16 protein-coding genes are annotated in these 12684 nt (G+C 70.6%); 8 read left to right on the forward strand and 8 right to left on the reverse strand.

Annotation, left to right across the window (positions count from 1 at the left end):
- Nucleotides 1-10: 10 nt before the first annotated feature.
- From HHX40_RS20085 to HHX40_RS20105, 5 genes are all read right to left on the reverse strand, one after another.
- On the reverse strand, nt 11-610 hold the full coding sequence (locus HHX40_RS20085; RefSeq protein WP_182881835.1) for a hypothetical protein: 600 nt from the start codon (nt 608-610) through the stop codon (nt 11-13).
- Entirely contained in the window at nt 607-1665 is a 1059-nt protein-coding gene (locus HHX40_RS20090; RefSeq protein ID WP_182881836.1) for a PASTA domain-containing protein, read from the reverse strand. The genes HHX40_RS20085 and HHX40_RS20090 overlap by 4 nt, the downstream gene beginning before the upstream one ends.
- A gap of 308 nt (nt 1666-1973) precedes the next feature.
- Nucleotides 1974-3260, reverse strand: a complete 1287-nt coding sequence (locus HHX40_RS20095) for an ArsB/NhaD family transporter (RefSeq protein WP_182881837.1) — start codon at nt 3258-3260, stop codon at nt 1974-1976.
- Nucleotides 3257-3694 carry a CBS domain-containing protein gene (locus tag HHX40_RS20100; protein WP_111697468.1) on the reverse strand — a complete coding sequence of 146 codons (438 nt, stop codon included), beginning with the start codon at nt 3692-3694 and terminating at the stop codon, nt 3257-3259. The genes HHX40_RS20095 and HHX40_RS20100 overlap by 4 nt, the downstream gene beginning before the upstream one ends.
- Nucleotides 3695-3813: 119 nt before the next feature.
- Complete coding sequence (locus tag HHX40_RS20105) at nt 3814-5139, reverse strand: NUDIX domain-containing protein (RefSeq protein WP_182881838.1); 1326 nt, start codon at nt 5137-5139, stop codon at nt 3814-3816.
- A gap of 126 nt (nt 5140-5265) precedes the next feature.
- Between HHX40_RS20105 and HHX40_RS20110 the strand changes: the two genes are divergently transcribed.
- Genes HHX40_RS20110 through HHX40_RS20120 form a run of 3 tightly spaced genes read left to right on the forward strand, consistent with a single transcriptional unit; the run spans nt 5266 to nt 7491 of the window.
- Nucleotides 5266-6201, forward strand: coding sequence for an aldo/keto reductase (locus tag HHX40_RS20110; protein WP_220499350.1), 936 nt, complete (start codon nt 5266-5268; stop codon nt 6199-6201).
- A gap of 46 nt (nt 6202-6247) precedes the next feature.
- Nucleotides 6248-6577: an ArsR/SmtB family transcription factor gene (locus tag HHX40_RS20115; protein ID WP_111697521.1), complete on the forward strand. Its 330-nt coding sequence runs from the start codon at nt 6248-6250 to the stop codon at nt 6575-6577.
- A complete protein-coding gene (locus HHX40_RS20120) occupies nt 6574-7491 on the forward strand; it encodes an SRPBCC family protein (protein ID WP_310738199.1) in 918 nt (305 codons plus the stop codon). The genes HHX40_RS20115 and HHX40_RS20120 overlap by 4 nt, the downstream gene beginning before the upstream one ends.
- A 35-nt stretch (nt 7492-7526) precedes the next feature.
- Here the strand turns inward: HHX40_RS20120 and HHX40_RS37770 are convergent, their stop codons facing one another.
- The 3 genes from HHX40_RS37770 to HHX40_RS20135 form a co-directional block, all read right to left on the reverse strand.
- Nucleotides 7527-7760 (reverse strand): STAS domain-containing protein, encoded by a 234-nt coding sequence (locus HHX40_RS37770; RefSeq protein ID WP_182881839.1) that lies wholly within the window; start codon nt 7758-7760, stop codon nt 7527-7529.
- 286 nt (nt 7761-8046) lie between these two features.
- The gene (locus HHX40_RS20130; protein WP_182881840.1) at nt 8047-8868 is read right to left on the reverse strand and encodes an SAM-dependent methyltransferase; all 822 of its coding nucleotides are present in this window, start codon (nt 8866-8868) and stop codon (nt 8047-8049) included.
- A 104-nt stretch (nt 8869-8972) separates the two neighbouring features.
- Nucleotides 8973-9374, reverse strand: a complete 402-nt coding sequence (locus HHX40_RS20135) for an ATP-binding protein (RefSeq protein ID WP_310738200.1) — start codon at nt 9372-9374, stop codon at nt 8973-8975.
- Between the two features lie 301 nt (nt 9375-9675).
- Between HHX40_RS20135 and HHX40_RS20140 the strand changes: the two genes are divergently transcribed.
- The 5 genes from HHX40_RS20140 to HHX40_RS20155 all read left to right on the forward strand — a co-directional run bounded on the left by HHX40_RS20140 (nt 9676) and on the right by HHX40_RS20155 (nt 12614).
- Nucleotides 9676-9915, forward strand: a complete 240-nt coding sequence (locus HHX40_RS20140) for a DUF397 domain-containing protein (protein WP_182881842.1) — start codon at nt 9676-9678, stop codon at nt 9913-9915.
- Between the two features lie 77 nt (nt 9916-9992).
- Nucleotides 9993-10898 (forward strand): helix-turn-helix domain-containing protein, encoded by a 906-nt coding sequence (locus HHX40_RS20145; RefSeq protein WP_182881843.1) that lies wholly within the window; start codon nt 9993-9995, stop codon nt 10896-10898.
- 146 nt (nt 10899-11044) lie between these two features.
- Nucleotides 11045-11431: an ATP-binding protein gene (locus tag HHX40_RS20150; protein ID WP_182881844.1), complete on the forward strand. Its 387-nt coding sequence runs from the start codon at nt 11045-11047 to the stop codon at nt 11429-11431.
- A 306-nt stretch (nt 11432-11737) separates the two neighbouring features.
- Nucleotides 11738-11857, forward strand: coding sequence for a DLW-39 family protein (locus HHX40_RS35810; RefSeq protein WP_208802288.1), 120 nt, complete (start codon nt 11738-11740; stop codon nt 11855-11857).
- Nucleotides 11858-11897: 40 nt separating this feature from the next.
- The gene (locus tag HHX40_RS20155; protein WP_182881845.1) at nt 11898-12614 is read left to right on the forward strand and encodes an HAD family hydrolase; all 717 of its coding nucleotides are present in this window, start codon (nt 11898-11900) and stop codon (nt 12612-12614) included.
- Nucleotides 12615-12684 lie beyond the last annotated feature (70 nt).

Below are 12684 nucleotides of genomic sequence, written 5' to 3' on the forward strand. Positions count from 1 at the left end.
CGGGACGCGGTCAGAAGGGTGGCCGGGCCAGCAGGATTCCGGCGCCGAGGGGAACGGCGACGGCTGGGACGCGGATCGGCACCTTCTTCTCACCGATCTTGAATCCCTCCATCCCCCAGCTCACGGCGACCTCGCAGTCCCCGCCGGGATGGAGGGTCACCAGCCGCCCGTCGCGGATTCCCGCGTGCAGCAGCCCGATCGTGAACGTCAGATCGACGGAGAACGTGATCGTGAGCACCTTGCGCTCGTCGGCGTAGACCTCGACGTACGGGCGGTGCTCCGAGGTGATCGAGTGCGCGGCCAGACGGGTCTGGTTGGTCTTCCCACGGAAGCCCTCCTCGTGACTGCGCACCGCGGCGGTCCGCAGTTCGCCGGACTTCTGCCACCCGGCCGCCAGGACCGTCCCGAGAGTGATCCCGTGGAGCAGGCCGGCGCCGGCCTCGGGCAGCTGAGCGACGAGTTGTCCGGCGAGGTCCGGGGCGTCGCGGCAGATCGTGTTGATCACCTGGGGGTCGCGGACGACGCGTGCCGCCGCCACCACCGCGCCGCGCACGCCGTCACAGAGCGCGAGGGCGGCCGTGCCCGGATTCGGGTTGATGGTCAGGTTCATGACAGGCCTTCCCGGATCTCCTGCCGACCCGGGTCCGCGACCGCGTGGAGGCGTACGGCCGGGCGGGAGTCGCGGCTCTCGTGGATGCGCACGTTCGGGGACGGATCGGCGCGGGAGACGAGTCGTACCTCCCGGCGGCGGTCGTGGTCCCGGTCGGGCGCGCGCCGGCCGTCCCGGGCCTTCCATCCGGCGAGGCCGAGGAGCGCGGCGGCGACCACGACGACGGCGAGCCACGGTTGCACACCGAAGTCGGAGCCCGTCTCCTCGCCGGAGAACGGGACCGTCGGCACCGGCTCAGGGCTCGCCTCGGGCGACTCCTCCGGCTGCGGCGACTCCGGGGGACTCGGTGCGGGGCTGTCGTCCGGGCTCGCCGGTGGACTCACAGGTGGGCTCAGCGGTGGACTCACAGGCGGGCTCACCGCGGACACTTCGCTCAGGACGACGTAGACGGCGTCGCCGATGGTCAGCTCGCCTCCGCCGGGCGGACTCTGGTCCTCGACGATCTGGTCGTCGCGCGCGTCGTCCACCCCTCCGAGCGTCAGCCCCAGGTCCGCCGTCATCTGCCGCGCCTCCCCGACCGAACGGCCGATGAGGTACGGCACCTCGATCGAGCCGTCGAGGAGCAGGCTGACGGCCTGCCCGTAGGCGAGCCGCCCGCCGGGCGCGGGAGTCTGCTGGGCGACCTTCCACTCGCCGGTGGCCTCCGGCTGCCCGGTGGTCACGCCGAACCCGGCCTTCTCCGCTTCGGCGGTGGCCGCGGTCAGCGTCATCCCGGTCAGGTCGGGCACCTGCCCTTCCAGGTAGACCCGGACACCCGTGATTTTGAATTCGATGCACGACAACGTCTCCGCGCTGCTCACGAAACTCGTCCCGGGAGGCACGGGATCGGGCACGGTCACGACCCCATAGCCGAAATGGCCGTTGAGCGTCGCGTACGCCTGCTCGTACGTCTGACCGATCACGTTGGGCGGGGGTGGGCAGCTCGTGGCCTGCGCCGGCGTGGCCCAGAACGCGGCGGCGGCCACGGCGAGGGCCACGATCAGGCGTACCGGCATGATCGTCTCCGGAACGAGTCGGGGTGATTCGAGGGGAACGGGTCGGGGTCGCCCGGACGGGACGGGCCGGGTCGTCCGAAGGGAACGGGGGCGGGCTTCCCGAATGACGGGCTCCTCGAAGAAACGTTACGGAGAATCGCGGTCGGCTCGGGTAAGTATCCCCCTACTCATATTCGCGAGCGCAATTCCCCGGTCCGATGAGCGGACCGGGGACGCGGATTCCCGAAATCAGGCTGAAATGCGCATATGGGCAAAATCGCTGTAGCTGTCGGGCGATCGCCCGGCACTCCGGCTCCACAGAGCCGGGCTCAGAGCAGGTAGCGCAGCCAGAGGTACGGCGTGGCCAGGGTCACGGTGACGACGGTGACGATCAGGCCGTACTTGGTGAACTCCCAGAAGCTGATGCGCGCGCCGTTGCGCTCGGCGATGCCGAGGATGACGACGTTGGCGGAGGCGCCGACGGCGGTGGCGTTCCCGCCGAGGTCCGCGCCCAGCGCGAGGGCCCACCACAGGACGTCGTGGTCGCCCGGCACGTGCTGGGCGAGGTCGGCCACGATCGGGCTCATCGTGGCGACGTAGGGGATGTTGTCCACGATCGCCGACAGCCCGGCCGAGGCCCAGAGCAGGACCATGGCCGTCACGCCCGGCCGCCCTGCGGTCGCCTCCGCCGCGGCCTGCGACACCTGGGCGATCACGCCGGTCTCGACGAGCGCGCCGACCATCACGAACAGCCCGGCGAAGAACACCAGCGTCGGCCACTCCACCTCGCGCAGGGCCTCGTCCGTGGTGATCTTGGTGACCAGCACGAGCAGCCCCGCCCCGAGCAGCGCCACGACGGACGGTTCGTAGTGCAGCACCGGGTGCAGCACGAACGCGGCGACGACCACCCCGAGCACCGACAGGCTCTGCACGAGCATGACCCGGTCCTCGATGGCCGCCTTCTCGTCGAGTTGCATGATCTCGGCGGCCCGTTCCGGGTCGTACCGGAAGGCGCCGCGGAACAGCACCCGGCACAGCCCGATGAACACCGCCGTCAGCACGATCACCAGCGGCGCCAGGTGGACGAGGAAGTCGTTGAAGGTCAGCCCGGCGCGGGAGGCGATGATGATGTTCGGCGGGTCGCCGACGAGCGTCGCGGTGCCGCCGATGTTGGACGCCATCGCCTCGGCGATCAGGAACGGCGCGACCGGCAGGGCGAGGCGCTCGCAGACGAGGAACGTCACCGGCGCGATCAGCAGCACGGTCGTGACGTTGTCCAGCAGCGCCGACGCCAGAGCCGTGATCACCAGGAGCAGCACCATGAGCCGGAACGGCCGTCCCCTGGCGCGTTTGGCCGCCCAGATCGCCAGGTATTCGAACACGCCGGTCTGCCGCAGCACGCCGACGATGATCATCATGCCGAGCAGCAGGAAGACGACGTTCCAGTCCACGCCGGACTCCTGCGAGAAGAACGCGGAGCCGGCCGCCGTCGCGTGGACCAGCAGCATGATCGCGGCGCCGCCCAGGGCGGCCTTGACCCGGTGGATCTTCTCGGTCGCGATGAGGACGTACGTGGCGGCGAAGACGATCGCCGCCACCCAGGCGGTCACCGTCATGCGAGCCGCTTGAGCAGCGCGGAGAGCGTGACCGCGCCCAGCAGCCGGCCGCCGTCCAGCACCGCGACCAGGGGACTGCGGGTGCGCGCCATCAGCGCGCCGATCTCCAGGAGGGTGGCGTCCGGGTCGGTGACCGGCAGTTCGCGCGGACGCTCCGGCAACGCCTGCCGGACCGTGCGCCCGCCCAGCGCGCGTACGAACGCGTCGGCGTGCGCCTCGTCGATCACCCGGGCCAGCGCCGGATCGTCCTGGCAGTAGCGGGGCACGGCCAGGCGCAGCACCTGCGTGCCGGGCAGGATCGACACCGGCGTGCCGTGCTCGTCCAGCACGATCAGCCCCGGCAGTTCGCGTTCGGCCATGAGACGCGCGGCCTCGGCCACGGGGGAGTCGAGCCCCACCGTGGGGAACGGCACTAGGAGATCACGGGCACGCATGATCTCACCTGCCCAGGACGTACGGCTGTGCTCACGGCTGCCTTCCGGTCGGCGGTCCGGCCTCCCGGGTATGGGAGACCCCTTCGCCGACCAGACTTCCCGGCACGCCCCGGATCAGGCTATCGGCCGGACACGCCGTACAGAAGTCCCGAAGAGCGGACGAACGCCCGCTCGGCGTTCGGGAGACGGCCGAGCGACCCCGCCGGCAGCGGCACCACGCCCTCGGGCGGGGTGGTCAGGCGGGCGGCGAAGGCCAGCCGCCGCCCGGGGCGTCCGGCCGGCGAGACGTAGTCGTCCGCGCCCGCGAACCACGTCTCCCCGATCGCCCCGATCGCCCCGGCCGCCGCGATCCGCGCCAGCGCCGCCTCGACGTCCTCCCCCGGCCGTACGACCGTCGAGGGCAGACGGTCGGTCTCCTCGTCGGACCGCACGAGCGGCGTGCCGTCGAGCCAGCCGACGAGACAGACCGTGACCTCCTCGAACCCGGACCGCGCCGCCTCGGCCGCCGCCTCCGCCGCGCCCGGCGTCTCCCACCCGTGCAGGGAGAAGACCGGCGGGCGGGACCCGTTCGACTCGGCGGCCGTCCGGCCGTGGGCGAGCGCACGGCGCACGGCCTCGACGCCCGCCCGCGCGTACGGCACCGTCCGCTCGGGCAGCCGGTCCATCGGGAACCAGCCCAGCTCCGCGCACTTGTGCGGTTCGGCGTTGACCGGCGCGCCGGTGTATCCCCTGGGCACGAGGAACAACCCGACGCGGGCCGTGCCGCCCGGGTTGCGATGGTGCATCACGTGGACCACCTCGCAGCCGTACGGCTCGATGCCCAGCTCCTCGCGCGCCTCGCGGACCGTGGCGTCGACGGCCGTCTCCCCGTCCTCCAGGTGCCCGGACGGCATGATCTGCCACTCCCCGTCGGCGTACCCGGTGCCGTGGCGGCGGCCGAGCAGCACCCTGTCCCCGTCCGTCAGCAGCAGATGCACGTCCACGACCGGCCGGTACCGGCCCGGGGCGTACGTCGAGGCGTCGAGCAGCGCGGGCAGCGTGGCGGCGCTCGCCGAGATGAACTCCCCCAGCTCCGGCGGCACCATGTTCAGCGTGCGCACGTCCGCGGGGCGGACCCGCCGGACCTGGTGCAGGCCGACGTCCGGTTCGAGGAACTCCGGGCCGCTGCGGCGCGACAGGTCGAGCGAGACGAGCCGGCAGGCGAAGACGGTGCTCAGGCGGCCCGGCTCGGCGAGGGTGAACACGTGCAGCGCCGGTCCCGCCGTGGCGCCCAGCTCCTCGTCGAGCTCGCGGCGCAGCGCCGCGTCCAGGGAGACGTCGCCCGGCTCCACCCCGCCGCCCGGCGTGACCCAGTAAGGCTCACGCTCGGGCCGCACCCGGCGGAACAGGACGACGTCGTCGCCGTCGAACAGGATGGCCCGGACAGCGTGCCGCACGGTGGTCATGCCCGGCATCCTCTCGCGGGCGTCCGCCGTGCGCCCCCCGGACGGCCTCTCCGATGGCGCGAAATACGGTGAGGTGATGCTTCCGCCGCCGGCGAGGCGGACGGTGAGGGGACTGTGAGGGGAACCATGACGGAGATGACCTATCGGCGGCTGGGGGACTCGGGGCTCGTCGTCTCGGCCGTCGGCCTCGGCGGCAACAACTTCGGCCGCAGGATCGACCTCGACGCCACGCGCGCCGTGGTCGACGCCGCGCTCGACGCCGGCGTCACGCTGATCGACACCGCGGACATCTACGGGGAGTCGGAGGCCCTGCTCGGCGAGGTGCTGAAGGGGCGGCGTGACCAGGTCGTCCTCGCGACCAAGTTCGGCGGGGACGTGCACGGCGCCAACGGGCCCGACTGGGGCGCGCGGGCCTCGCGGCGCTATGTCCGCCTGGCGGTCGAACGGTCGCTGCGCCGGCTCGGGACCGACTGGATCGACCTCTACCAGTTGCACTTCCCCGATCCGTCCACACCGGTCGAGGAGACCCTGTCGGTCCTGACGGACCTGGTGCGGGAGGGGAAGGTCCGCTACCTGGGCTCGTCCAACTTCGCCGCCTGGCAGGTCACCGACGCGGACTGGATCGCCCGCACCGGGGGTCTGGAGCGCTTCGTCAGCGCCCAGAACGAGTACAGCCTGCTGGACCGCCGGGTGGAGCAGGAGCTCGTCCCGGCGCTGACGCACCACGGCATCGGCCTGCTGCCGTACTTCCCGCTCGCCAACGGCCTGCTGACCGGCAAGTATCGGCGCGGGGAGCAGCCGCCGGAGGGTAGCCGCCTCGCGGGCCGCCCGCAGTATCTGACCGGCGAGCGGTTCGACGTGGTGGAGAGGCTGCGGGAGTTCGCCGAGCGGCAGGGCGTGACCCTGCTGGACGTGGCCATCGGGGGACTGCTCGCGCGGCCCGCCGTGTCGTCGGTGATCGCGGGCGCGACCCGGCCGGAGCAGGTCGCGGCCAACGCGGCGGCGGCCGGATGGCGGCCGGACGACGCTGCCCTGAAGGAGCTCGACGAGATCCTCAGCTGATTACATAACCTTGCGGGAATATAGCCGAGCGGGTATGTTCGGGGTCGTGCCAGCGACCTTCGACGTACTCGCCGAGCCCGTGCGGCGGCGGATCCTCGACCTGCTGCTCGAACGCCCCCGCCTCGTCGGGGAGCTCACCGAGCGGCTCGGCCTGACCCAGCCCGGCACCTCCAAGCACCTCAAGGTGCTGCGCGAGGCCGGGCTGGTCCGCGTGCGCAGGGACGCCCAGCGCCGGTGGTACGAGCTCCGCCCCGAGCCGCTCGCCGAGATCGACGCGTGGCTCGCGCCGTACCGGAGGCTGTGGTCGGCGAGCTTCGACGCGCTGGAGAGGCATCTGGACGAGACGCCCGACGACGACCCGGAGGAGATGACGTGAAGGCGACGCTCGACGAGCTCGACGGACGGCCGGTGCTGCGGATGGAGCGCAGGCTGTCCCACCCGAGGGAGAAGGTCTGGCGGGCGATCACCGAGCCCGAGCGGCTCGGCCGGTGGTTCCCGTTCACGGTCGCCGCGATGGACCTGCGGGTGGGCGGGAAGATCGTGTTCGGTGGCGGCATGACGCTGGACGCGGAGATCACCGAGCTGGACCCGCCCCGCGTGTTCGCCTTCGTCCAGCGCTCCACCCCCGAGATGCCCCGCGAGGGCGACAACCTGCTGCGCTTCGAGCTGTCGCCGGAGGAGGACGGCGGCTGCCTGCTCGTCTTCACGCAGGTCTTCGACGACCGCCCGGCCGCGGCGAGCTACGCCTCCGGGTGGCAGGTCTGCCTCGGCGCGTTGGAAGCGGTCGTCGCCGGACGGTCACCCGAGTGGCCGGAGGGGAACTTCCCGGAGCTCCATCAGGCGTACGTGGAGGCGTTCGGGCTCACCGAGGCGGTGGCCGGACGAGAGGGCGGGCCGGGCGGCCGGCAGGTGCGGTTCGAACGGCAGCTCACGCGGCCGGTGGAGGAGGTCTGGAACGCCGTGGGGGCCGCCGGGGCGACGATCGGTGCCCCGGTGCCGGACCGCCTCGGCGAGGGGACCGTCACGGCCGTCCGTACGCCGGGGGCTCCGGGCGCGGGGCCCGGCGCGGAGACGCCGGCGTACGTGGAGTTCACGGTCGCACCGGCGGGGCCGGAGCGGCCCGGGGCCATTCATGCCGAAGATGGGCGACGGGTGCGCTGGGAGCTGTCCAGGGGCACCGGACACGGCGCGCGGCTGGTCGTCACGGACACCGGCGCGACCGGCCACACCTCCGTGCTGGAGGAGTGGCGGGACCGGATAGAGACGCTGGCGCGCGACCTCGTCGGCTGAGCTCCTCGGCAGTCCTTCGTAGTCCTTGGTGGTCGTCAGTAGTCGAGCATCCTCAGCAGACGGCCCAGGTACGGCGGCACGTTCCGCAGCCGTACGGCGTCGTGCGTGACGAAGGAGGCGGGAGCCAGCAGGGCCCGCAGCCCCGCGAGATCGATGAACCGCAGGTCGCCCGTGTCGATGACGATCTCGGCGCTCGCCTTCCTCGCCACGGCGAGCGCGCTCGCCAGGGCCTCACTGTTGGAGACGTCGACCTCGCCATCGATGATCACCGACGCGTCCGCCGGGGACCACCTGACGCTGAGATAAGTGTCTGTGTAGAGAACTCCGCACTGATCCGCGGCGGAGGTCACGAAGTGCACCGGCTGAGCACGCCGGTGGTCGATCCACCGCTCGCCGCGCACGGGCGGGCGGTCATGGAGCAGGACATGGCGATGATCATCGCTGTCCCACCTCCCTAGGGAAGCTGGAGTATTCACTGAGCGTCGTCGTCTGACGCTACTTCTGTCAATGCTTAGGCACGTTAATATTCAACGAAGATCTAACAAGGGTGCCGCGTCAGGCTTTGCGGCCGACGCCGCCGACCGACCACACCGTGTTCTTCGGCGGCCGCAGCCTACCCGGCTCAGGGCGCCAGTCCGGCAGCAGGACGAGGCCGGGTTCCACCAGCTCAAGGTCTCCGAACAGCCGAGGAATTTCCGCCCGGGTGGGCAGGCGCGTGCGGCCGTCGTCCTTGGCGGCCCACTCGTTGGCGAACAGGAGGGACAGCTTGTCCGTCACCTCCGGCCGGATGTCGGAGACCGCGTGGCTGATGACGATGTAGCTGCCGGGGGTGATCACTTGGCGTAACCGCCGGGTGATGGCGAGCGTCAGATCGTCGTCGTTGATGGTGGAGAGGACGCCGACGAGCAGGACGGCCACGGGCTCGCCGAGATCCACGAGCCCGCGCAGCCGCGGGTGCGCGAACAGCCCGTCGGGGTCGCGCACGTCGCCGTGGATCACCACCACGCGCTCGTCGTCCTCGACCAGCGCCTGCCCGTGGTTCACCACGACGGGGTCGTAGTCCACGTACACCACCCGGGCGTCGGGGGCGTACCGCTGCGCGATCTCGTGGACGTTGCCCTGGGTCGGCAGGCCGCACCCGATGTCGACGAACTGCCGTATTCCGGCCTCGGCCAGGAACCGTACGGTCCTGCGCATGAACTTGCGTCCCTCGCGGCACATTATCGGCAGCTCGGGCGCGATCTGCAGCGCCATCTCCGCGGCTTTGCGGTCCGCGGCGAAGTTGTTCTTCCCGCCGAGCCAGTAGTCGTAGACCCGGGCCTCGTTCGGGATGGACGGGTCGAAACCCACTGGCTCGACCGGGGGGAAACCCGGCATGATCCTCCGTTCAGCCCAGACGGCGATACTACCGAGGAAAATCGGGCTGAAGAGAGGGGAAGGGCCGGGTGGGTGCCTGACGGGGGTGAGGAGGGCCCGGTGGGTCAGCAGTGCGAGCCGGAGCGCTCGGCCGTGAAGCCGGCCCAGACCGCCTTGCCCACGGGACGCAGGGGCGTCCAGCCCCACATGCGGCTGACCCCCGCGACGACCTGGAGGCCGCGTCCCGTCTCCGACACGTAGTCGGGCTCACGCAGCACCGGGGCGGCGCTGCTGGGGTCCGTGACCATGCACAGCAGCGCCCGGGTCGACCGGAACATCAGCAGGCGTACCGGGACGGGGTGGATCGCCTGGTGGCGCAGACCATGCCGCAGGGCGTTCGTGACCAGTTCGCAGACCGCGAGCGCGGCGTCGTCGGAGACGTCGTCCATCGACCAGGTGCGCAGCACACCCGTCGTGAAGTGGCGCGCGGTGCGCGCGGCGAGACTTTCGCGGTGGAATTCGTGCACCGCCACCTGGGGTGCGCCGTCGGGCTCCGTTCCATTGGTCCACGGCCACCGCACGCCGTCCGGAAAGACCTGCTCAAGCGTACCCAGCCAGGGATCACGGGCACCGCTATCGGCTTCTGCGAGTGAAGCGCGGTCTGTCCGATAACCAGTCATTGAGAGCCTTATGAGGTTGATGTCGACCGTGTGGCGGGATGACTCAGTAAGTCATACTGCTCCCATTGGTGCTGCTGTGCAAGTACAGATGCACGTGCAAGCGCTTGAAAGTCCTTGCATGAGCGGGGAATCCGAAACGAGGCCCCACATGTCCGTGATCTACAACGGGATGCCCTCATCTCATCTGGGCCGGGTGGGCTGGCGCAAGAGCCGGCACAGCAATCCGAACGGCAACTGCGTCGAGATCGCCGCGCTTCCTCAGGGTCTGGTGGCGCTGCGCAACTCCCGGCACCCGTCCGGCCCCGCCCTGATCATGCCCGTCCAGGACATCGCCGCTTTCGTCCGCTCCGCCAAAGAGGGCGAATTCGACGATCTGCTGCAGAACTGATCGCACCGCTTGCGCGAGACGACGGGGAGAGTATCGTTAACAGGGCGTAAACACCGGTGCACCTCAAAGGACCTCATATGACTGCGGCCCCTGCGGAGGGTGTGCCTCAACTCCCTGACCTGGCGTCACAGTCACGCCGTAGTCCCACCGTTCTGCGTCTCCTCCTCGGCACCCAGCTGCGCCGCCTGCGGGAAAGCAAGCACATCCGGCTGGAGGAGGCCGGGCACGCCATCCGCGCCTCGCATTCGAAGATCAGCCGGATGGAACTCGGGCGCGTCGGTTTCCGCCGCCGCGACGTCGCCGATCTCCTCACCCTGTACGGCGTCAGCGACGAGGCGGAGCGCGAGGCGTTGCTGTCCCTCGTCGCCCAGGCCAACGCGCCGGGCTGGTGGCACAAGTACGACGACGTCCTGCCCTCCTGGTTCGAGGCGTACGTCGGCCTGGAGCAGGCCGCGAGCACCATCCGCTGCTACGAGGTGCAGTTCGTCCCCGGGCTGCTGCAGACCCCCGAGTACGCCGCGGCGGTGGTGCGGCTCGGACATCCGGACGCTCCGGCGGAGGAGATCGAGCGCCGCGTACGGCTGCGGATGGACCGCCAGGAACTGCTGGCCCGGCCGGACGCCCCGAACCTGTGGGCGGTGATCGACGAGGCCGTGCTGCGACGTCCGGTCGGCGGCCCGGAGGTGATGCGGGCCCAGATCGAGCACCTGCTCGAAATGGTCAACCTGCCCCGTGTGACGCTCCAGGTCATCCCGTTCAGCGCCGGAGGGCACGCGGCCGCGGGCGGGCCGTTCAGCATCCTGCGCTTCGCGGGCGTCGGCCTGCCCGACGTCGTCTATCTCGAGCAACTGACCAGTGCCATCTACCTGGAGAAACGCGAAGACATCGACCGCTATCTCGCGGTCATGGAACGCCTGTGCATCCAGGCCAGACCGTTTGCCGACACCAAGCGGACGCTGAGCCTGCTCCTGACGGAGCTGTGACGATGCGCTAGCGTCACGTGCGCGACCTCTGCTGCCCGCGGTCCGCTGGAACGGTGGCGCAAGCCGTACCGGAAAATACGTGTCAGGTCCGTATGGGCGGTAAGTGGTGTAGGAGCGCGGGGGAAGCAGAAGGGTGGTGGAGAACCGTGGCGGGCAGCCTGCTCAGCCTGGAGTTCGACCGTAGTTCGGTCACCCGGGTACGACATCTGGTCATGGTGTCCGCGCAGGAGGCCGGTCTGGAGGGCATCGTGCTGGAGGACTTCGTCCTCGCGGTGCACGAGGCCGTCGCCAACGCCGTCCGTTACGGCTCACCGCCGCGCGGCATCGCCATGTGGAGCGAGGCAGGCTCCCTCGTGTGCGAGATCACGGACGGGGGTCCCGGCATCCCGGCCGAGGTCCTGGAGCGTGAGGAGCCCGCGAGGAGGTTCGACTTCGGCGGGCGCGGGCTGTGGCTGATGAACCGCCTGGCCGACCTCGCCGTGCGCACCGGGGCCGACGGAACGACGATCCGTCTCTGCGTGACCCTTCCCTGAGTGGTTTGAGTGGCTTCCGCTGAGAGCGGAGCGCCCCCCACCTGTCCGAAACCACGTGTCCTCCAAATGCCCATAGCCCCGGCCGTCAGGGTTAGCGCCGGTGGGAGCTGGGCAGTTCTGATCTCGTCATCCTGTCGTCGCGGTCGTACGACGGACTCGGCAGGAAATCCGAAACCAGTATTCAGGTTCACCGAAATTACCGGCAGGCCGAGCCGGACGCCGAAGCCTTGCTAGGCTGCAGGGAACCGTAGAACCGGGCGTTGTCTCACCCGGCAGGTGAGACCGTCGAAGAAGTGGGGTCACACCGTGAAGAAGCTGCTTGTTCTCGCTCTGGTCGCCGTCGGCGGGCTCCTTGTCTGGCGCAAGGTGCAGGCCGACCGGGCCGAGCTCGATCTGTGGACCGAGGCGACCGGCAGCGAGAACTGACCACCAGGGATGGTGCTTGATCGTGGCAGAGGTGCGGGGAATGACTCCCGTGAAGCTGGCCTGTCTGGACCTGGCCGGGACCACGATCGGTGACACCGACATGGTGGAACGGGCGTTCGCCGAGGCGATCGCCACGCAGGGCATCGTCCCCGGGACCAGCGCCTATGCCCGCGCGATGGTGCATGTGCACAGGTCCCGGGGATGCCCGAAGATCGAAGTCTTCCGCGGCATCTTCCCCGGCAACGAGGCACAGGCGCAGGCCGCCAACCTCACCTTCGAGCGTTCGTACGAGGGAGCCATCGAGCGGGCCGGCCTGGTCCCGATCCCCGGCACCATCGAGGCGATCGAGAAGCTGCGTCAGGCCGGCCTGAAGATCGCCCTGATCACCGGCTTCAGCCGGGCCACCCTGGGACGGGTGCTGAGCTCCCTCAGCTGGGTCGACCTGCTGGACCTCGCGCTGTGCCCGGAGGACGCCGGACGTGGCCGTCCGTACCCGGACATGGTGCTCACCGCCGTCCTGCGCTCCGGCGTCGACGACGTACGGCAGGTGGCCGTGGCGGGTGACTCCGAGAGCGACATGCTCTGCGGCCGGCGCGCGGGCGCCTCCATCGTCGCCGGGGTGCTCACCGGGGTCCACACCAGGGAGCGCCTGCTCGGCGGCGGCGCCACCCACATCCTCGACTCCATCGCCGAGTTCCCCGGCCTCGTCCTGGGCAACGAGGTCGGCGCCCCCTCGGTGGTCACCTCCGCCTCCTGACCCCCCGCAGCCATGCCCCATGCGCTGTCGAGTGGCGCTCGCACACGGGCTGTTGCTACGGTGTACGCAC

Source organism: Microbispora sp. H10949 (assembly GCF_014161435.1).
GTDB lineage: Bacteria > Actinomycetota > Actinomycetes > Streptosporangiales > Streptosporangiaceae > Microbispora > Microbispora triticiradicis.